The sequence below is a fragment of the Paraburkholderia sp. BR10954 genome (genome assembly GCF_040965775.1).
Lineage (GTDB): Bacteria > Pseudomonadota > Gammaproteobacteria > Burkholderiales > Burkholderiaceae > Paraburkholderia > Paraburkholderia youngii.
The window spans coordinates 1-18,475 of sequence record NZ_JBFRCK010000029.1 but is presented as its reverse complement, the minus strand read 5'-3'; the positions used below and the strand labels follow the sequence as shown (position 1 = coordinate 18,475).

Annotated in this window: 19 protein-coding genes; 4 read left to right on the top strand and 15 right to left on the bottom strand. The window is 66.7% G+C overall.

From position 1 onward, the window contains the following. Nucleotides 1–60 precede the first annotated feature (60 nt). From rbsK to AB4Y34_RS30670, 7 genes are all read right to left on the bottom strand, one after another. A complete protein-coding gene (rbsK, locus tag AB4Y34_RS30700) occupies nucleotides 61–1,005 on the bottom strand; it encodes a ribokinase (protein WP_217709924.1) in 945 nt (314 codons plus the stop codon). A 33-nt stretch (nucleotides 1,006–1,038) separates the two neighbouring features. After that, nucleotides 1,039–2,082: a LacI family DNA-binding transcriptional regulator gene (locus tag AB4Y34_RS30695; RefSeq protein ID WP_176385041.1), complete on the bottom strand. Its 1,044-nt coding sequence runs from the start codon at nucleotides 2,080–2,082 to the stop codon at nucleotides 1,039–1,041. A 115-nt stretch (nucleotides 2,083–2,197) separates the two neighbouring features. Then, nucleotides 2,198–3,313: an ABC transporter permease gene (locus tag AB4Y34_RS30690; protein WP_176385043.1), complete on the bottom strand. Its 1,116-nt coding sequence runs from the start codon at nucleotides 3,311–3,313 to the stop codon at nucleotides 2,198–2,200. Then, nucleotides 3,313–4,905, bottom strand: coding sequence for a sugar ABC transporter ATP-binding protein (locus AB4Y34_RS30685; protein ID WP_368718139.1), 1,593 nt, complete (start codon nucleotides 4,903–4,905; stop codon nucleotides 3,313–3,315). The genes AB4Y34_RS30690 and AB4Y34_RS30685 overlap by 1 nt, the downstream gene beginning before the upstream one ends. A 357-nt stretch (nucleotides 4,906–5,262) precedes the next feature. After that, entirely contained in the window at nucleotides 5,263–6,237 is a 975-nt protein-coding gene (locus AB4Y34_RS30680; protein WP_176108367.1) for a sugar ABC transporter substrate-binding protein, read from the bottom strand. A 315-nt stretch (nucleotides 6,238–6,552) separates the two neighbouring features. Continuing rightward, nucleotides 6,553–7,530, bottom strand: coding sequence for a magnesium/cobalt transporter CorA (gene corA, locus AB4Y34_RS30675; RefSeq protein ID WP_176385047.1), 978 nt, complete (start codon nucleotides 7,528–7,530; stop codon nucleotides 6,553–6,555). 199 nt (nucleotides 7,531–7,729) lie between these two features. After that, entirely contained in the window at nucleotides 7,730–8,200 is a 471-nt protein-coding gene (locus AB4Y34_RS30670; protein WP_368718138.1) for a hypothetical protein, read from the bottom strand. Between the two features lie 238 nt (nucleotides 8,201–8,438). Here AB4Y34_RS30670 and cydX point away from each other — a divergent pair, with 238 nt between their 5' ends. Both cydX and AB4Y34_RS30660 read left to right on the top strand, forming a co-directional pair. Continuing rightward, complete coding sequence (gene cydX / locus AB4Y34_RS30665) at nucleotides 8,439–8,585, top strand: cytochrome bd-I oxidase subunit CydX (RefSeq protein ID WP_026228716.1); 147 nt, start codon at nucleotides 8,439–8,441, stop codon at nucleotides 8,583–8,585. Beyond that, nucleotides 8,582–9,163, top strand: a complete 582-nt coding sequence (locus tag AB4Y34_RS30660; RefSeq protein ID WP_368718137.1) for an AAA family ATPase — start codon at nucleotides 8,582–8,584, stop codon at nucleotides 9,161–9,163. Before cydX ends, AB4Y34_RS30660 begins: the two co-directional genes overlap by 4 nt. Nucleotides 9,164–9,273: 110 nt before the next feature. Here AB4Y34_RS30660 and AB4Y34_RS30655 read toward each other — a convergent pair whose 3' ends face one another. Both AB4Y34_RS30655 and AB4Y34_RS30650 read right to left on the bottom strand, forming a co-directional pair. Beyond that, nucleotides 9,274–10,371: a saccharopine dehydrogenase family protein gene (locus tag AB4Y34_RS30655; protein ID WP_176385053.1), complete on the bottom strand. Its 1,098-nt coding sequence runs from the start codon at nucleotides 10,369–10,371 to the stop codon at nucleotides 9,274–9,276. 257 nt (nucleotides 10,372–10,628) lie between these two features. Further along, a complete protein-coding gene (locus tag AB4Y34_RS30650; protein WP_176108362.1) occupies nucleotides 10,629–11,087 on the bottom strand; it encodes an Lrp/AsnC family transcriptional regulator in 459 nt (152 codons plus the stop codon). Nucleotides 11,088–11,427: 340 nt separating this feature from the next. Between AB4Y34_RS30650 and AB4Y34_RS30645 the strand changes: the two genes are divergently transcribed. Together AB4Y34_RS30645 and AB4Y34_RS30640 are read left to right on the top strand one after the other, a co-directional pair. Continuing rightward, the gene (locus AB4Y34_RS30645) at nucleotides 11,428–11,946 is read left to right on the top strand and encodes a Spy/CpxP family protein refolding chaperone (protein WP_368610725.1); all 519 of its coding nucleotides are present in this window, start codon (nucleotides 11,428–11,430) and stop codon (nucleotides 11,944–11,946) included. Between the two features lie 112 nt (nucleotides 11,947–12,058). Beyond that, a complete protein-coding gene (locus tag AB4Y34_RS30640) occupies nucleotides 12,059–12,496 on the top strand; it encodes a PGDYG domain-containing protein (RefSeq protein ID WP_176108360.1) in 438 nt (145 codons plus the stop codon). A gap of 40 nt (nucleotides 12,497–12,536) precedes the next feature. Here AB4Y34_RS30640 and AB4Y34_RS30635 read toward each other — a convergent pair whose 3' ends face one another. From AB4Y34_RS30635 to AB4Y34_RS30610, 6 genes are all read right to left on the bottom strand, one after another. After that, a complete protein-coding gene (locus AB4Y34_RS30635; protein WP_368718136.1) occupies nucleotides 12,537–12,902 on the bottom strand; it encodes a DUF3022 domain-containing protein in 366 nt (121 codons plus the stop codon). Between the two features lie 96 nt (nucleotides 12,903–12,998). After that, a complete protein-coding gene (locus tag AB4Y34_RS30630) occupies nucleotides 12,999–13,910 on the bottom strand; it encodes a YhfC family intramembrane metalloprotease (RefSeq protein ID WP_176385059.1) in 912 nt (303 codons plus the stop codon). An 84-nt stretch (nucleotides 13,911–13,994) separates the two neighbouring features. Continuing rightward, nucleotides 13,995–15,068 carry a LacI family DNA-binding transcriptional regulator gene (locus AB4Y34_RS30625; protein WP_368718135.1) on the bottom strand — a complete coding sequence of 358 codons (1,074 nt, stop codon included), beginning with the start codon at nucleotides 15,066–15,068 and terminating at the stop codon, nucleotides 13,995–13,997. 54 nt (nucleotides 15,069–15,122) lie between these two features. Continuing rightward, nucleotides 15,123–16,088 (bottom strand): 2-hydroxyacid dehydrogenase, encoded by a 966-nt coding sequence (locus AB4Y34_RS30620; RefSeq protein ID WP_368718134.1) that lies wholly within the window; start codon nucleotides 16,086–16,088, stop codon nucleotides 15,123–15,125. Next, nucleotides 16,088–17,377, bottom strand: a complete 1,290-nt coding sequence (locus AB4Y34_RS30615) for an MFS transporter (protein ID WP_176108355.1) — start codon at nucleotides 17,375–17,377, stop codon at nucleotides 16,088–16,090. Before AB4Y34_RS30615 ends, AB4Y34_RS30620 begins: the two co-directional genes overlap by 1 nt. Before the next feature lie 125 nt (nucleotides 17,378–17,502). After that, a partial coding sequence (locus tag AB4Y34_RS30610) for a sugar kinase (RefSeq protein ID WP_368718133.1) occupies nucleotides 17,503–18,475 on the bottom strand: 973 nt, incomplete at its 5' end.

Below are 18,475 nucleotides of genomic sequence, written 5' to 3'. Positions count from 1 at the left end.
GAAGCGATCGCAGCACAGCGCCGCCAGGCGGCCCGCGAGGGCGCTAATGCCGCGATGGCATCAGCCCGACGCGTCGACTTCGGCGCGCGTCGGAATCGACGGCTGTGCGCCCGCGCGCGTCACCGAAAGCGCGGCGGCGCGTTGCGCGAAGCGGATCGCCGCTTCGACGCTCGCACCCTGGGAGAGCTGCGCCGCGAAGCCGCCGATGAAGGTGTCGCCGGCCGCGGTCGTATCGACTGCCTCGACGCGCGGCGCGTCGTACAGCGTCGCGGCCGCGCCTTCGAGCGCCGCGTGCACACCGCGCGCACCGAGCGTGACCAGCACGTTGCGCACGCCGGCCGCGCGCAATGCGGCGGCGGCTCGCGCGGCGTCCGCGGGCGAGTCGACGGCGACGCCGCTCAGCGCGGCGGCTTCGAGTTCGTTTGGAATCAGGTAATCGATCAGCGGCAGCCAGGCGGCCGGCAATGGGCCGGTAGCGGGCGCCGGGTTAAGGATCACGATCTTGCCGAGGCGCCGCGCCGCGGCCAGCGCCGCATGCACCGATTCGGGCGGGGTTTCCAGCTGGCAGATCACGACATCGGCGGCGGCGAGCGCCGCTTCGTGTCGAGCGATGCTGGCCGGCGTGAGTTCGCCGTTGCTGCCCGCGACGATTACGATCGTGTTCTGGCTCGCATCGTCGACGACGATCAGCGCCACGCCGCTCGGTTCGCTGCCGGTCTCGAGCGCCGCACAGTCGATGTGCTCCGCTTCGAGGCCCGCGCGCAGTTGCGCGCCGTTCGCATCGGTACCGACGCAGCCGAGCATCGACACCTGCGCGCCGAGCCGCGCGGCGGCGACCGCCTGGTTGCCGCCCTTGCCGCCCGCGACCTGCGCGAAGCCGCGGCCGGCCAGCGTTTCGCCCGGCTGCGGCAGGCGCGGCGAGCGCACCACGAGGTCCATGTTCAGACTACCGACCACCGTGACGCGTGAACGCGTTGGGTTGCTTGCCACTCGTGTGCCCTCCATTGCGCGACGTGTCGCGTTGGTATCGCAGGCGCGTCAGGCCGCCAGATTCCGTCGTGCGTCTCCCGCCCATGTCGCGGTGGACTCGCGCACGATCAGCCGCGGCGACACCACCCGCCGGCGCGCCGGGCTGCGCGCGGTGCTGTTCGACGCCGCCTCGGCGATCCGGTCGATCAGCGTCTGCGCGGCCGTGTCGCCAAGCGCGCGCACCGACTGCCCGACCGTCGACAGCGACGGGAACGTGAAGCGGCCCAGCTCGATATCGTCGAAACCGATGATCGAGCAATCGCGCGGCACGCTGATATTGCGCTCCGCCGCCGCGCGCAACGCGCCGATGCCCATCATGTCGTTGACCGCGAAAATCGCCGACGGCCTGACCGTGTCGAACAGCTGCGCGGCCGCGCGGTGGCCACCCGTCCCCGAAAAATCGCTTTCGACGATCGCATCGGCGGCAATCTCGATGCCGCGCTCGGCCATCGCGCGAATGAAGCCGTGCACGCGCATCGCGCCGACCGCGGTCTCCACCGGCCCCGTGATGCAGCCGATCCGCACATGCCCGAGCTCGAGCAGATGACGGGTGGCGAGGTAAGCGCCCTTCTCGTGATCGATCTGCACGAGGTCCGCGACGACCCCCTCGATGTTGCGGTCCACCACGACGAGCGGCTCGCGGGAGTCGGCGAGGGTCTGCGCGAGCACGGCGTCGTCACCGGCCGACGCGACGATCAGCCCGTCGATGCGCTTTTCCTGCAACACGCGCAGATAGTTGCGCTGCTTCGCGGGGTCATCGTCGGAGTTGCAGAAGAACACGCAGTAGCCGTTGCGCGCGCAGCCGTCCTCGATGCCGCGCGCGAGCTCCGCGAAATACGGGTTGGTGCTGTTCGGCACCACCAGTCCGATCGTCGCGGTCGCGCGCGCCTTCAGCGAGCGCGCCACCGCCGACGGCACATAGTGCAGTTGACGAATCGCGTGCTCGACTTTCGCGCGCACATCGGCCGACACCGGCCGCGAGTTGTTCACGACGTGCGATACCGTCGTGAACGACACGCCCGCCACGGCCGCTACATCCTTGATCGTCGCCATAACCTGTTGCTCTCCTACTGCCTGTTGTTCCCGCCGGATGCGCCGCCTGGCGACCCGCGGACGTCTTCATCGAAGACACACCACACTGATTCATCGCTGCGCCGCGGCGCACCCCTCAGCCGCGTTTGCGGTGACTGCGGTAGGTATCGAGCACCACCGCCACCACGATCACCGCGCCGGTGATCATGCGCTTGGTCGGCTCGTTCGCGCCGATCTGCGCGAGGCCCGCCGCCAGCACCGAAATGATCAGCACGCCAAAGAACGTGCTGATCACCGAACCACGCCCGCCCATCAGACTCGTGCCGCCGATCACGACCGCCGCGATCACCTGCAGCTCGAGGCCGACGCCCGCATTCGGATCGGCCGCCTCGAGCCGCGAAATCTGGAACAGCGCCGCGAGTCCCGACAGCGCGCCCATCAGCGCGAATACGATCACCTTGTACGGCCGCGGATTGACGCCCGCGAGCCGCACCGCTTCCTCGTTGGTGCCGATGCCGACCAGATAGCGCCCGAACACCGTGCGCGTCAGCACCAGCTGCGCGATCACCATCACCGCGACCGCGACCAGAAAGGCCGGCGAGATGCCGAGCGCGATCGGGTTCGACAGAAAATCGAACGCGTCGCCGATATACGCGGTGCGCGAATTGGTCATCTGGTACGCCATGCCGCGCGCCGCCTCGAGCACCCCGAGCGACACGATGAACGACGGAATCCGCCAGCCCACCGTCACCGCGCCGGTCACGGTGCCGGTCAGCGCCGCGACCGCGACACCGAGCAGCGCCCCCGCGGCCGGCCCCCAGCCCCACTTCAGCGTCACCACGCTGACTACCGACGCCCCGAGCGCGAGCACCGAGCCGACCGACAGATCGATCCCGGCGATGATCAGCACGAAGGTCATGCCGACCGACATCACGACGAGATCCGGAATCTGGTTCGCGATCGTGCTGAACGTGTCGTAGGTCAGAAAGTGCGAACTCAGCAGCGAGAACAGCACGATCATCGCGAGCAGTGCGCCGGCGAGGCCCAGGTAGTTCGAAAAGCCGAGCCGCGTGCCGGCCGGCTTGCCGCTCGCGAGCGGCGCCGACGGATCGGCCGGCGGTGTCACGACGGGCGCGTCTGGCGCGCCGGCTGGCTTTTCGCCCTGCTTGCCGCCCTGCTGGTCACCCTGCTTGTCGCCCCGTTTGTCACCCTGCTTGACACCCGCCGCCTCGCGCCACGGTTGATCGGTCATCACAGACTCCCTGCTTCGTTGACGCCGTGCGTGTGCAGCAGCGCCTCGCGGCCGCGGTAGCCGGCGAACGCGGCCGCGAGCAGCGCATCCTGGCTCCAGCTCGCGCGCTCGAACACTCCGCTCATGCTGCCCGCCGACATCACGCCGATCCGGTCGCAGATCAGCATCAGCTCGCGCAGATCGCTCGACACCACGACCAGCGCGCGGCCGTCGCGCGCGAGCGCGCCCATCAGGCCGTAGATATCGAACTTCGCGCCGACGTCGATGCCGCGCGTCGGTTCGTCGAACAACAGCACGCGGCAGTCGCGCGCGAGCCAGCGGCCGATCACGACCTTCTGCTGATTGCCGCCCGACAGCTCGCCGACGATCTGCGCGGGCCCCGAGCTGCGAATCCGCATCGCGGCGATCTGCTTGTTCGCCAGCGCGTTCTCGCGCTTCGCGTCGACCACGCCATGCCGCGCGACGCTGCCGAGATTGCCGAGCGACAGGTTGGCCGCGATCGGCTGCGGCAGCAGCAGGCCTTCGCCTTTGCGGTCCTCGGTGATCAGCGCGATGCCCGCGCGCACCGCGTCCGCCGGCGAGTCGATCTGCACCGGCGTGGGCGGCGCGCCCGGCGTCGCGGCGAGCGACACGCTGCCGCCGTCCTTGCGGTCGGCGCCGTAGATGAGCCGCATCAGCTCGGTGCGGCCCGCGCCGATCAGCCCGCTGACGCCGAAAATCTCGCCCGCGCGCACCTCGAACGACACGTCGCGCACGACCTTGCCGCGCGCGAGCCGCTCCACTTTCAACAGCGGCGCGCCGATGTTGCGCGCGCCGAGATCGATATGCTCGCCGAGCTCGCGGCCGACCATCCACGTGACGATCTGCTCGCTCGTCAGGTTCGCCATCGCGTCGACGTGCACGAGGCGGCCGTCGCGCAGCACCGCGACCCGTTCGGCGACCCGCGCCAGCTCTTCGAGCCGATGCGAGATATAGACGAGCCCGACGCCGCGCGCCTTCAACCGCCCGATCTGCTCGAACAGCAGATCGACCTCGCGCGCGGTCAGCATCGCGGTCGGCTCGTCGAGTATCAGCACGCGGCAGTCGCCGATCAGGTTGCGGGCGATCTCGACCATCTGCTGATGACCGATACCGAGCTCGCCGACCAGCGTGTCGGGATCGATCGCGTCGAGCCCGACCTGCGCCATCGCCTCGCGCGCGTTCTCCCGCAGCTTGCCGCGATCGATCCAGCCGAAGCTGAACGCGCCCGCGCGCGGCAGCCGGTTCAGGAACAGGTTTTCGGCGACCGACAAGGTCGGCAGCAGATTCAACTCCTGCATCACCATGCGCACGCCGAGCGCCTCGGCCTCGGTGCGGCTCGCGGGCGCGTACGGCGCGCCGGCGAGCTGCATCGTGCCCGCGCTCGGCTCGACCAGCCCGCCGACGATCTTCGACAGCGTGCTCTTGCCCGCGCCGTTCTCGCCGGTCAATGCCAATACCTCGCCTGCTCGCAGCGACAACGATACGTCGGCGAGCACCGGTTCGGCATAGGTCTTGCCGATGCCGCTGACGGTCAGCACGACAGGCAAGGCGTCGTGGTCGGTCGAATCCATCGCGCTCCTGATTGCATGGCGCCTCTGGCGCCTTCGTGACACCCTGGCGGTGGTCCGCTGCGCTTGCCGCACAGCACATCGCTCCTGGCAGCCACGAGTCATGCCGGGCCCACTGCGCGGAATGCGCAGGCGCTCACGGCCGCGCCTCTCTCACCGCGCGAGCCGCCGTCATGACGCTTATCTCTGGAAATAACGGCGGCCGGGCGGAATTCTTGAGCGTTCGTTGAATAAAAGCGGATCGGCGGGTTGCCGCATTGCCGCTGAAGCGTGCGGTGCGCGCTTCGCGGCGGCATTGGCGGTTTCCCGCGAGCCTGTCCGGCCGCGCCCGGCTCGCGCTCGACGCCGGGCGCGCCGCGCTTACTTCAGCGTGTCCTTCGTCACCAGCACGACCGGCGTTTCGACGACGCCCGACAACTCCGACTGCTTCCTGTTTTCGCTCAACGCCTTCAGCGCGGTATCGATGCCGAACACTGCCTGCTTCGCCGCGAACTGGTCGGCGGTGGCGAGCACGCGGCCGTCCTTCAGCATCGGATGGATCGCGTTGATGTTGTCGTAGCCGACCACCTGCACCTTGCCCTGCTTGCCAGCCGCACGCACGGCCGACACCGCGCCGATCGCCATGTTGTCATTGCCGGCGAGCAGCGCCTTCAAGTTCGGATATTCATTCAGCATCGCCGATGCGACCGCATTGCCCTTGTCGATTTCCCACTCGCCCGACTGCACCGACACGATCTTCGCGCCGACCGCCTGCATCGCGTCCTTGAAGCCCGCGGTACGCTGCTGCGCGTTGGTGGTGGTCGATACGCCTTCGAGGATGCCGACCTCGTCGCCAGCCTTCAGCCGCTTCGCGAGGTAGTCGCCGACGAGCCGAGCGCCCTTGCGGTTGTCGGGGCCGACGAACGGCACGTTCAGGTCTTTCGACTTCAGCACGTCCTGATCGAGCCGGTTGTCGATGTTGACGACGATGATGCCCGCGTCGACCGCCTTCTTGACGACCGGTACGAGCGCCTTCGAATCGGCCGGCGCGAGCACGATCGCGTCGACCTTCGACACGATCATCTGCTCGACTATGCGGATCTGGTTGGCGGTGTCGGTTTCGTCCTTGATGCCGTTGGTGATCAGGTCGAACTTGGCCGGGTTCTGCTTCTGATAGTCCTTCGCGCCGGTCTCCATGGTCAGGAAGAACTCGTTGGCGAGCGACTTCATCACCAGCGCGACCTTGGGTTTATGAGCCGGGGCGTTCTGCGCGTGGGCGACGGAAAAAGGCAGGACGGCGGAGGCGGTGGCGAGAACTGCGGCGGCAAGAATGCGACGACGGGTTCGATGGCTCATGCGTATCTCCAAGTTTGTCAGGCTCGCGGGCGAGCCGTATTTTTTGTGATGCGCAAACGTTTGCGAGGCCTATTCTCAGCGCAAGCTTTTCGGAATGTCAACGATTCGCGGTGTTGCAACGCACCGGCGCGCAGCATGTGCGGCGCCGCGATGCGCTCGATCGATCCGGGCAGCGTGTGGCAAGGTCCCCTCGCTCAGTCCGTGCAGTCGAGAACGCCGATGCGTCGCGTGCGGCGCGACACACCGGCCGCTTATGCTGGCCTGGTATTGCGCGCGCTGCAAGCGAAACCGCGAGGATCTTGAAAGGCGTGCCGGCTACAGCCAGCCGGCTTTGCGAAAGCGCCGGTACAGCACGAAGTCGATCGCCAGCATCACGATCAGCACGACCGGATAGCCGAACTTGAAATGCAGTTCGGGAATGCGCTCGAAGTTCATCCCGTAGATACCGGCGATCATCGTCGGCACCGCGAACAGCGCTGCGAATGAGCCGAGCCGCTTGGTGATTTCGCTCTCGGCGAGCGAGATCATGCCCAGGTTCACCTGCACCGCCGTGACGACGATTTCGCGGCGCCCCTCGATGGTTCTGACGATCCGGTCGAGGTGGTCGTAGACATCGCGGAAGTACGCCTGCATGCCGGAGCAGATGCTCGGAATGCGCCCGCCGGTCAGTTTGCCCACCGCTTCACGCAGCGGCAGGATGTGGTGTTGCAGGGTCACGAGCCGGCGCTTCATCGTGTACAGGTCCTGCACGATCGCGCGCGAGGCGGCCGAATCGTTCTTCTCGAAGATGCGGTCCTCGAGCGCTTCGAGCTCGGTGCTCATCGCCTCGACGATCGGGAAATAACGGTCGACCACGTCGTCGATCAGCGCATACAGTACGAACGCCGAGCCTTCCTTCAACAGATGCGGCTCGTGCTCGCAGCGCGTTCGCACGCTCTGAAAACCGGCGCGCGTGCCGCGCCGCACCGACAGCACATAGTTGCTGCCGACGAATACGGCGACTTCGCCGATCACGAACTCGCCGTTCTCGTCCATCTCGACCGTGTGCATCACGGTGAACAGCGAATCGCCGTACTCCTCGATCTTCGGGCGCTGATGGCCGTGTTGCGCATCTTCGATCGCGAGTTCGTGCAGATCGAACTCCTCTTTCATGACCGCGAGTTCTTCGGGGCTCGGGTCTTTCAATGCGACCCAGACGAAGCACTCGGGCCGCGCGACGTAGTCGCTGATGGCGTCGATATCGATGTCGGCGAGCTTACGGCCGTCCTGATAGGCGGCGCAATTGATCAACATGTTCGGATTACCCTCGAAACGAAAACAGACCGGGCCGCCCTCTCGCGTAAGCGTTGCGTAAGACGGGCAACCTGTGTCGCGTGAACGGACAAGCACACTTTCAGCAGGCTTGGATCAGCCGCCATGTTAAGGCGCGCTGCATAAGGTGCGCGTTTCGAATTGTTAATGCGCGGCCGCATTGCTACTGCGGCTACCGCGGCTACTGCGCGACCCGCTGCAGGCCGATGCGGTGATCGTCGTTGAACGTGACCGACGCGCGGTTCGTGTAGCGCGGGTCGGCCGTCACGACGAAGTTCAGCTCGACGACCGGATCGAACTGCGTCGATACGCCGATCCGATGCGTGCCGGGCGGCAGATAGAACACCACGTGCTCGCCGTTCATCAGGTCGGTCACGCGCTCGCCGTCGATATAGACGAGCGCATCGCGGAACCGCACGATCACGTCGCGCGAACGCTCGCGCCGCACGTCCACCGCGACGAGGCCGGGGCCCGGCTGCGTATAGCCCTGTCTGACGATGCGCTCGGCCGGCACCGATTTGAACGGCACCGGCTCGGCCGGGGTCGACGCGCAGCCGGCTAGCGTGAGCACGCTGAGCACGCTGAGCGCGACGCATGCGGCCAACGCGGCGCGGCGTGCGGCCCGGCCGCGGCGAGACAGGCGCATCGGCATGCTGGTTCTCCTGTGTGCTCTCGATGGTGGGCCGAGTTTGTGACTACGCGGTGCGGGTCTTACGCATGACTGTCCCGCATCATAGCAACGCGCGCGGAACTCGGGCGCCGCGCCCTCTTGCATGGCGCGGCGTTCTTCTTCATGATCGTTGAAGGCGGCCGCGCTCACGGCTGGCCGTCGTGGGTAACTGGCAAGCCTGTCGATTGGCGTCGCCGGACGCACGATCAAGGAGACTGCGATGTGGTATTTCACCTGGATTCTCGGCGTGGGTGTGGCGCTCGGCTTCGGCATCATCAACGTGATGTGGCTCGAGACCAACGGCAAGTTCGCGCGCGACCCGCGCCCCGATGCGGCCGCCGCTCCGCGTGAGGACAAGCCTGCGTGACTTCTCTGGTTTTCTTTTGCGGTCATGCGGGCACGGGCAAGACGACGCTGGCGAAAAAACTGTTCGGCCCGCTGATGAGAGCGAGCGGCACCCCCTTCTGCCTGCTCGACAAGGACACACTGTACGGCGGCTATAGCGCGGCCGCGATGGCGATGGTGACCGGCGATCCGAACGATCGCGACAGCCCTCTTTTCCTGGAGCATCTGCGCGACCCCGAATATCGCGGCCTCATCGATACCGCGCGCGACAATCTCGAACTCGGCATCAGCGCATTGGTCGTCGGCCCGCTGTCGCGCGAGGTGCGCGAGCGGCGACTGTTCGATCATGCGTGGCTCGGCGTCGCGCCGGACGTGAGATTGCGTGTCGTGTGGGTGCGGACCTCGGAGGACGTGGCGCGGCAGCGGATCGTCGCGCGCGCGAATCCCAACGATGCGTACAAGCTCGCGCACTGGGACGATTACCGACGCCGGCGCTTCGAGCCGAGCGGCGCGAGCCGCGAGGGTCTGCTGATGTTCGACAATACCGCGCCCAGTTCGGCGGACTATCAAGCGCTCGTTGCGCAAATCGTGGCTGGATGACGGCCACGCGAGTGCGGTGCAGCGCAGCCCCGCTGATCGGCTGAAAAACGAAAAATCCCCGTACGTCAGTGACGTACGGGGATTTTCATTTGGCGCGAACGATTCGAACCTCAAACCGTCGCCATCGCCTCCAGCGACTGCCCTTCGTACAGCTTGCCGAAGCGGTTCGCGAGGAAATCGCCAAGCGACACCTGCTCCTGCCGCACGAAGCCCTTTTGCGGCAGCTTGCGCTCGCGGAACAGATCGAGCACCGCGCACATCGCGCCGGCGGTGGTGATCTGGATCGCGCTCATCGGCACGCCGCAGACGGTCTTCGCGAAGATCTTGCGCGTGAAGACCTCCTGCACGAGCTGGCCGTCGCGCATGCCGCTCACGGTGATGAACACCAGCACGACGTCCTGCGCGGTCGATGGCACCGAGCGGCGCATGATGCTCTTCAGCGTATCGCGGTCGCTCGACAGACGCAGGTCTTCCAGCAGGAACTGCATCAGGTTGCGATGCCCCGGATAGCGCACCGACTTGTAGTCGAGAGATTCGACGCGGCCCGCCAGCGTCTCGCACAGCGTGCCGAGGCCCCCCGACGTATTGAACGCTTCGTACTCGGTGCCGTCGAGCGAGAAATGCTCGAGGCCTTCGAGCGGCTGCACCCATTGCGTGCGGCCGTCGCGGATCGCCTCGCACGGCTGGCAGTACTCGTTGATCAGGCCGTCGACGCTCCACGTCAGGTTGTACTTCAGCGCATTGGTCGGAAACTCGGGCAGCGCGCCGACGCGCATCTTAACGTCGCGGATTTCCGTGAAGCGATTCGCAAGCTCGTGCGCGGCAATGCCGATGAAGCCCGGCGCGAGACCGCACTGCGGCATGAACGCGTGATCGGCATCGTCGGCGATCGCGCGGATCGCGTGCGTCGCGCGCACGTCCTCGGTCAGGTCGAAGTAATGGACACCCGCGCCCTTCGCGGCCGATGCGACGTTCACCGCGAGGTAGTACGGCAGCGCGTTGATCAGCACGTCGAAGCCCTGGATCGCGGCGCGCAGCACGGCGGCGTCGGCGGAATCGATGCGGCGGGTCGGAATGCCCTGGGCGGCGAGCTTGTCGAGTGCGTGCTGATCGCGGTCGAACGCGACGACTTCGTAGTCGCCCGTCTCGCGCAGCATATGAGCAATGGTGTGACCGATCAGACCTGCGCCAACGATAGCTACTTTCATCTGCTTCTCCTTGTTATCCATGTGCTGTCTGTGAGCTTGGGAAGTACGCCGCGTATTGCGCGCGGCGCCTGCGGGCCGAACCCTTGAATGACAGTGTAGGAAGAAGCAAAAACAGTTCATACGCGCAAAATGCTGCGGTATGACCATCAGGCTCGACGTTCCGACGAACTTCTCAAACGATTCGTCGAAAACGCGCAAAAAACGCGTAAACGACAGACCGTCGAAGCATTCGCGAAGAGGTTACGCCGCGCGCCGACTCACACCGTGCCGCGGTCGATCTTGCGCGCGAGAATGATCGACGTCGTGGTCCGCTCGACACCTTCGAGCCCGCCGATCTGATCGAGCAGATCGTTGAGCCGCTCGGGCGAATCGGCACGCAGCCATGCCACGTAGTCGTACTCGCCGCTGACCGCGCACAGCAGTTGCACCTCGGGCATCTTGCCGAGGCGCTTCTGCACGGCCGGCCCGTGCTTCGGCGCGATGATGATGCCGACATAAGCGACGATGCTCGAATCGAGCACGTCCTGGCCCAGCCGCACGCTGTAGCCGGCGATCACGTTGCTGCGTTCGAGCCGCGCAATGCGTGCGATCACGGTCGTGCGCGCGACGCCGAGTTGTCGCGCGAGATTCGCGACGCTCTCGCGCGCGTTGGCTTGCAGCAGTGCAACGAGATTACGGTCGAGGTCGTCGAGCTGGTCGAGGCGCGGAGGTCTCATCGAAGGGACGGAAAGTTGGTATGGAATGTCGCGGATTATCGCGCGTCTGCGCGGGCAGCGGCGCTGTGTGATGGTGTGCGGTCACCGCTGCCCGGCACACTGTGGGGCGTCCTCGGCGCGACAGATCGGCGCACTTGCCGCTCAGGCGCGAGCCGTTTCCCGTTCGTTTCGGTTGTAAGCGTTTGTCGCACAGCGGCCGTATTGCAGGGATATCGTGTTACTAATAGCGGCGACGGGCGAATGCGGCAGCTGGTTGCGGCGCGCCGCTATTCGTCGCTGGCGCGAGGCGATACGCACGCCGCGCGCCGAGTCTCAATACGAACAGACATCAGGAGTTTCGATGAAAAAAGCACTCGTTATGCTGGCTACGGCCGTTTCGATGGGCGGCGCGTTCGCTCAAACCGCCGCGCCGGCCTCGGCCTCGGCACCGGACACCACGGCAACGGCTTCCGCGGCCAAGGCCGGCCATGAACGCAACGTCGAAGACCGCATCGCTTATCTGCATTCGCAACTGAAGATCACGCCCGCGCAGGAAACGCAATGGAAGGCATTCGCCGACGTGATGCGCAGCAATGGCGAAACGATGGGCCAGCTGTTCGAGCAGCGCAAAGCCGCCACCAACGTGAGCGCGCTCGACGACATGAAACAGTACGCAACGATTGCGCAGGCGCATGCGGACGGCATGAAGAAGCTCGTCGATGCGTTCGAGCCGCTGTATGGCAGCCTGTCTCCGGAGCAGAAGAAGCTCGCCGATGCGACGTTCCACCATGGCGGCCCCGAGGGTCATCAGCGCGCCCACCATGGCAAGGGCAGCAAGCCCGCGGCCGAAGCCGCGAGCGACGCGGCCGTCAAGCCGTAATGAAAGAGCGCCCGCGGCGGGGGTTGCCCCGTTGCGGGCATCTGGCATGATTCGGGTTCGCAAAGCGGCGAGTCTCGCCGCAACGCCCACCCCCTAATCTCCCACCCGCTTCATGACCGAACTCAGGAATCTCGATCTGCGTGACGATCCGCACGCCCAACGCGTCGTCAAGGACGAAACGGTAAGCGTCGAATTCGCCGCCTCCGAAGGCCAATTGATGAGCCTCGAAGGCCCGAACCGCTATGTGCGCGGCGATGCGCTGATCACCGGTTCGACCGGCGACCGCTGGGTCGTGTCGCGCGAGCGCTTCGACGCGAAGTACCTGCCCGCCGATCCTGCGCTCGCGCACGGCGAAGCCGGCGCCTATCGCAACATCCCGGCAGTCGTGCTTGCCCGCCGGATGGACGAGCCCTTCTCGCTCGCGCGCTCGGCCAGCGGCGGCGACGTGCTGCACGGCGCGGCCGGCGACTGGGTCATGCAGTACGCGCCCGGCGACTATGGCGTCGTGCAGGCCGCGCGTTTCGCGAAGGTCTATCGTCTCGCGGATTGAAGCAGATTCACCCGCGCTTCATTTGCGCATCACCCGCGCTTCATGCGAACTCGTCGCCGAGCTCGACCGTGACTTCGCGCGGCACCGCCTCGCCGTTCGCGTACATTTCTTCGAGCGAGCCCAGGCTCGCTTCGACGTACGCGCGCAAAACCGCGAAGCTGCGGCCACGCAGCCGCGCCGGCATCGCGCGATAACGCGCGAGCGCCGCCGGCGCAATCGCGACCGTCATCTCGATGCGCCTCGCGGTCGAGCCGAAGCGCATCGCTACCCAGTGAATCGTCAGTGTGGGCGCGCCATCGTCGGTGGCACGCTCGATGAACTGCGTCTGCTCGGGAAACAGATCGCTGATGACGCGCGCGAGCTCGCCGAACTCCGGATGCGCGCAGTCGTATTGGTAAGCTTCCATGAAGGCTGCCGGGAAAAGAAGATCCTGAAACGTAGGCGCATTTTAGAGAAACGCTGAAGGGATGGCGAGGCGCCAGCGATCCAGCGGTTCATCCACTCACGCCGCCGCTGGCCGCCGGTAACTGCGGATCAACAGTCCCGCGACGAACACCGCCGCCACCGCATAGATCGTATCGACCGCCGCGAGCGGCAGCAGCCGCGCCTGCGTCATCGCCGCGGGCGTGTCGATCAGCGCGTGCACCACGATCGCGAGCGGCAGGATGGCGCGCGAGCCGGCCCGCACTCCGCGCCACATCAGCACCGACAGGCCGATCTGGAACACCAGCGCGGCGGCGCGTTCGAGCGCGAAAATGCCGGCCAGTTGCGGCGTCAGGCTTGCGAGAATCAGATGCACGCGCATCACTGCTTCGGCCGGCAGATTGCCGAGGTAATCGCCGAGCTGGCCGCGGTTTTCGAGGACCGCGAACACGAGCCACTGGAACTGCACGAGCACGCCGACCATCCATGCTTCCGCGCCGCCGTGGCCGAGGCCGTAGCTCAGCGCGGCGCCATCGTCGGCGCGCAAGGCGGCGGTGCGGGTGTCGGCGTCGGCGTCGGCGCTCGGGCTGGCGGCGGCGTTGGCGCCCGCGCTTGCAGCGACGCCGGTGGGCGCTTCCACGCTCGACTTTTTGCGCACGACCGGCCGCGTCGCCGCCCGCTTCATCAGCAGCCGCATGCCGAAGAACCGCCCCACTTCCTCGCAAACGCCCGCGACCAGAGCTCCATAGACGACGAACGCGAGCGGCTGCGAAAGGAACGCCGCCGTCGCCGCGTTACCGCGCAGCAGATAGTCGTTCAGCGCCCGCTCGATCACCATCGCGAACAGCGCAAACACCGCGACGCCGGCGATCGCGTCGCGCGGCCTGAGCGCGAGCGGACGGCGCAACTGCCGGTAAAGCAGAAAAGGTAAAGCGGCGATGACGAGGGTGGCGAGCGCGAGGCTCGCGAGGGTAAGCGGTGGCACGACCATGAGTATCCTTGCGGGGTTCCTTGCAATCCCCGGCGCGCAACCGCTGCGCGCCGCAGCCCCGAATGATCGCAGATTGACCGGAAATCAGCGCGCGGTCGATGCACGCACGACCAGCTCCCCGGGCAGCAGGCAGTCGCGCGCGCCCGTCTGCGCGCCTTCGATGCGCTCGTGCAGGAATTCGACCGCGCGATAACCGATGTCATAGGTCGGCTGACGGATCGTCGTGATGCCGGCGAGCTCGGCCCAATCCGGATCGTCGATCGAAAGCAGCGCGACGCGGCTCTGCCAGTGCGCGCCGTAACGCGCGTTCAGGTGCAGCGCGAGGCGCAACGCGACCGGCGCGTTGGCCGCGAACAGCGCGACGCGTGGGGCTGTGCCGGCCCCGTCCAGCGAGTCGATCGCACGATCCAGCTCCGCAAGGCCGCGTTCGACAGCAGTTTCATCGGCGAGATCGAGCACCAGCGTATGACCGCGCGCGCGACCTGCGTCGCGCATCGCGCGATCGAACGCGTCGACGCGCTGCCGCCGCGAGCTGACCCGCTCGAACGGCTGCACGACGAACCAGATATGCTCGAAGCCCCGTTCTAGCAGATGCCGCGTGCCAAGCTCGGCGGCCGCGCCATTGTCGAGACCGACCATGTCGGCGACCAGCCCCTCCACTCGGCGATCGACCAGCACCGCCGGAATCCCGCCGTCGCCGACCGGGCGCAACATCTCCTCACGCACGCCTAGCGCGTTGACGATCACGCCTTCCACGCGATACGTGGTCAGCAGTTGCAGGTAACGGCGCTCCATCTCGACTTCGTTCGCCGCGTGGCAGATCAGCGGCATCAAACCGAGCGCGTGGCACGCGGCCTCGACGCCTTGCAGCACTTCGACGGAGTACGGATTGGTCAGGTCGGCGACCAGCATGCCGATCAGCCGGTTGCGGCCGCGCTTCAGGCCGCGCGCCATCTGATTCGGCTGGTAGTCGAGGCGCGCGATCGCGGCTTCGATGCGCGCGCGCAGCTCGGGCGACAGCGCGCTGAACTCGCCGTTCAGATAGCGCGAGATGCTGGTCTTGCCGGTGCCGGCTTCGCGCGCGACATCGGTGATCGTCGCGCGGCGCGTCGGCGCGGTCGGCGGATTGGGTGGCGTGCCGGGCGGGGTCGTGCTCATTCGCTGATCGCTCGTGTCGGTCCGAGGGCGGCAGCTTGCGCGCCGCCCTGCGATTCACTTCGCCAGGACTTCACGGTTGACGATGTTGGTCGTCAACGTGCCGTTGAGCGCGGCGACCAGGTTCTCCGCCGCGTTGAGCGCCATCGCATGACGGGTCTCGTGCGTCGCCGAACCGATATGCGGCAGCGCGACCACGTTCGGCATCGACAGCAACGGCGAGTCGGCCGGCAACGGTTCGGTGTCGAACACGTCGAGGCCCGCACCGTGAATCGTGCCGTTCTTCAATGCCTCGATCAGCGCCGCTTCGTCGACGGTCGCGCCGCGCGACGCGTTGATCAGGATCGCGCTCTTCTTCATCGCGCGCAGTTCGGCCGTGCCGATCAGATGCCGCGTTTGCGGCGTGAGCGGCACCTGCAGACAGACGAAATCGGACTGCGCGAGCAATTCGGCCAGTTCGACGCGCCGCGCGCCATACGCCTCTTCCGCCTGGCGGTTCGGGCTGCGGTTCGTGTACAGCACCTTCATGTTGAAGCCGAGCGCAGCGCGCCGTGCGACCGCGCCGCCGATCCGCCCCAGGCCGACGATGCCGATCGTCTTGCCCTGCACATCGACCCCGAACTGCGCGGGCCCGATGCTCGTGCGCCACTGGCCCGCCTTGACCCAGTCGGCCAGCTCGACCACGCGCCGCGCGGACGCGAGGATCAGCGAGAACACGGTATCGGCGGTCGATTCGGTCAGTACGTCCGGCGTGTGCGCGAGCACGATGCCGCGGCGCGTGAGGTCGTCGACGTCGAACTGGTCGTAGCCGACCGAGATCGTCGACAGCGCCTTAAGCCGGCTCGCGCCTTCGAGCATCGCCGGCGCGATCTTCACGCTCGCGCCGATGCCGCCGTCGGCATCGCGCAACGCGGCGACGAAAGCATCATGCTGTGACGGATCGACCTGCACGACCTGCGCATGCTGTTGCAGCCAGGCGAGCACATCCTCGGGCAGCGACTTCCAGGCGACGATCTTCTTCATCAGCTAATTTTCCTTGCGACGGTGGGACGAGCGGGGTCGCGTCGTTCGGCGGCGGCCGGCTTGACTGCGAGCGTCAGGATCACCGCGGCGACGAGCGCCACGCTCATGAACGCATACGATGCCGCGGGCGAGCCGGTCGCGCCGTTCAGATAGCCGACCACGTACGAGCCGACGAACGAACCGAGCGCGCCCATGCTGTTGATCAGCGCCATCGCGCCGCCCGCGACGTTCTTCGGCAGCAGTTCCGGCACGATCGCGAAGAACGGGCCGTACGGCGCGTACATCGCGGCGCCCGCGATCACGAGCAGCGCATACGAAATCCAGAAATGCGCGGAGCCGAGCCCGTACGACGCCGCGAACGCAATCGCGCCGACCAGCAGGAACGGCCACACGAACACCTTGCGGCGGTTGAGTTTATCCGATGCCCACGAAGCTGCAAGCATCGCGATCGTCGCGGCCGCATACGGCAGCGCAGACAGCCAGCCCGTCTCGACCATGCCGATCGACGAGCCGTTCTTCAGGATCGACGGCAGCCACAGCACGAAACCGTACACGCCGATGCTCCAGCAGAAATACTGCGCGCACAGCTTGATGACCGCGGGCGTGCGAAACGCCTCGCTGTAGTTGCGCACCGGCTTGATCGCGGCCTGCTCGGCGCGCAATGTCTGCGCGAGCGCATCCTTTTCCTGCTGCGTGAGCCACGACACCTGCTCGGGCTTGTCCTTCACGAGGAACCACCAGCACACCGCCCAGAGGATCGCGGGCGCGCCCTCGGCGATGAACATCTGCCGCCATCCGAACGAATGCACGAGGTAGCCCGACACGACCGACATCCACAGCACCGTGACCGGGTTGCCGAGAATCAGGAACGTGTTCGCCCGCGAGCGTTCGCTCTTCGTGAACCAGTTGCTGATGAAGATCAGCATCGCCGGCATCACCGCGGCTTCGACGACGCCGAGCACGAAGCGGATCGCCATCAGCGATGGGATGTTGCTGACCATGCCGGTCAACGCCGCGCAGCCGCCCCACAGGATGAGACTCCAGAACACGAGCTTCTTCACGCTGCGGCGCTCGGCGTAGATCGCGCCCGGAATCTGGAAGAAGAAATAGCCGAGGAAGAACAGCGCGCCGATCAGCGACGCGAGCCCCTTGCTGATGCCGAGATCCTGGTTGATGCCGGCCGCCGCCGCGAAGCCAAAATTCGCGCGATCCAGATACGCGAGGCTGTAGGTGATGAACACGATCGGCATGATCGTCCACCAGCGGCGAATCGCAAGTGATGAGGTCATGGAAGTCTCCTTGGACGGCGTCGTCCCGAATCAATGATGAAAAAATCTTGGCGCGCTGAGGGCGCTCTTGTTGTCGTGTGGATGCTGGTCGTGTGTGCATCGCTATCGATGCAGTCCGAGCCGCGTCAGGCCGCGCTTGCGATGCCCGGCACCTCGGCCAGTTCCAGCGCGTCCAGTTCGGCGCGGTTCGGCAAACCTTCCGAATCGCCGATCACCTGAATCGCGAGCGCGCCGATCCGGTTGCCGCGCGCGACCGCCTGCGCGAGCGTGCGGCCTTCGAGCAGTGCGCTGATCACGCCGACCGCGAAACCATCGCCGGCGCCGACCGTATCGACGACGTTCGCGACCGGCCGGCCGGCGATCGTCGCGGCATCGGTCGCGGTGCGGTAGTACGCGCCCTGCGCGCCGAGCTTTACGATCACGCCGCGCGCGCCGCGCTCGAGGTAGAACTGCGCGATGTCCTCCGGCTGCGTGTAGCCGGTCAGAATCTCACCCTCGCCAATGCCGGGCAGCACCCAGTCGGCGAGTGCCGCGAGCGCGTTGAGGCCTTCGACCATCGCCGCGCGCGACGGCCACAGCGTCGGGCGCAGGTTCGGGTCGAACGAGATCGTCCTGCCTGCCGCACGCATTTCACGGGCCAGATGGAACGCGAGTTCGCGCGAACTCGCCGAGATCGCCGGCGCGACGCCGGTCAGATGCAAATGACGCGCGGGCAGCACGTAGTCGGCGACGTAGTCGTCGCGCGACAGATGGCTCGCCGCCGAGCCTTTGCGGAAGTATTCGACCGCCGGATCGCTGCCGTCGTCGTTCTTCGACTTCAGCTGGAAGCCGGTCGGATAGCGCGCGTCGGTGCTCACGCATTGCTGGTCGATGCCCTCCTTCGTCAGCGTGTCGCGCACGTACTGGCCGAACGAATCGTCGCCGACGCGGCTCATCCAGCCCACCCTGAAGCCGAGTCGCGACAAGCCGATCGCGACGTTCAGATCCGCGCCGGCGATGCGCTTCGTGAAGTGTCCGACGCCTGCCAGCGGGCCGGTTTCGGTGGCGACGAACATCGCCATCGCTTCGCCGTAGGTGATCACGTCGAGGGCGGGGTGC

What these genes read in the sequence shown, in the direction of transcription:
- corA (WP_176385047.1), bottom strand. Translation starts at nt 7,530, where the DNA reads ATGTTGATCAATTGCGCCGCCTATCAGGACGGCCGTAAGCTCGCCGAC.
- rbsK (WP_217709924.1), bottom strand. Translation starts at nt 1,005, where the DNA reads ATGGAGGGCACACGAGTGGCAAGCAACCCAACGCGTTCACGCGTCACG.
- AB4Y34_RS30695 (WP_176385041.1), bottom strand. Translation starts at nt 2,082, where the DNA reads ATGGCGACGATCAAGGATGTAGCGGCCGTGGCGGGCGTGTCGTTCACG.
- AB4Y34_RS30645 (WP_368610725.1), top strand. Translation starts at nt 11,428, where the DNA reads ATGAAAAAAGCACTCGTTATGCTGGCTACGGCCGTTTCGATGGGCGGC.
- AB4Y34_RS30655 (WP_176385053.1), bottom strand. Translation starts at nt 10,371, where the DNA reads ATGAAAGTAGCTATCGTTGGCGCAGGTCTGATCGGTCACACCATTGCT.
- AB4Y34_RS30650 (WP_176108362.1), bottom strand. Translation starts at nt 11,087, where the DNA reads ATGAGACCTCCGCGCCTCGACCAGCTCGACGACCTCGACCGTAATCTC.
- AB4Y34_RS30625 (WP_368718135.1), bottom strand. Translation starts at nt 15,068, where the DNA reads ATGAGCACGACCCCGCCCGGCACGCCACCCAATCCGCCGACCGCGCCG.
- cydX (WP_026228716.1), top strand. Translation starts at nt 8,439, where the DNA reads ATGTGGTATTTCACCTGGATTCTCGGCGTGGGTGTGGCGCTCGGCTTC.
- AB4Y34_RS30670 (WP_368718138.1), bottom strand. Translation starts at nt 8,200, where the DNA reads ATGCCGATGCGCCTGTCTCGCCGCGGCCGGGCCGCACGCCGCGCCGCG.
- AB4Y34_RS30690 (WP_176385043.1), bottom strand. Translation starts at nt 3,313, where the DNA reads ATGACCGATCAACCGTGGCGCGAGGCGGCGGGTGTCAAGCAGGGTGAC.
- AB4Y34_RS30635 (WP_368718136.1), bottom strand. Translation starts at nt 12,902, where the DNA reads ATGGAAGCTTACCAATACGACTGCGCGCATCCGGAGTTCGGCGAGCTC.
- AB4Y34_RS30685 (WP_368718139.1), bottom strand. Translation starts at nt 4,905, where the DNA reads ATGGATTCGACCGACCACGACGCCTTGCCTGTCGTGCTGACCGTCAGC.
- AB4Y34_RS30620 (WP_368718134.1), bottom strand. Translation starts at nt 16,088, where the DNA reads ATGAAGAAGATCGTCGCCTGGAAGTCGCTGCCCGAGGATGTGCTCGCC.
- AB4Y34_RS30615 (WP_176108355.1), bottom strand. Translation starts at nt 17,377, where the DNA reads ATGACCTCATCACTTGCGATTCGCCGCTGGTGGACGATCATGCCGATC.
- AB4Y34_RS30680 (WP_176108367.1), bottom strand. Translation starts at nt 6,237, where the DNA reads ATGAGCCATCGAACCCGTCGTCGCATTCTTGCCGCCGCAGTTCTCGCC.
- AB4Y34_RS30640 (WP_176108360.1), top strand. Translation starts at nt 12,059, where the DNA reads ATGACCGAACTCAGGAATCTCGATCTGCGTGACGATCCGCACGCCCAA.
- AB4Y34_RS30630 (WP_176385059.1), bottom strand. Translation starts at nt 13,910, where the DNA reads ATGGTCGTGCCACCGCTTACCCTCGCGAGCCTCGCGCTCGCCACCCTC.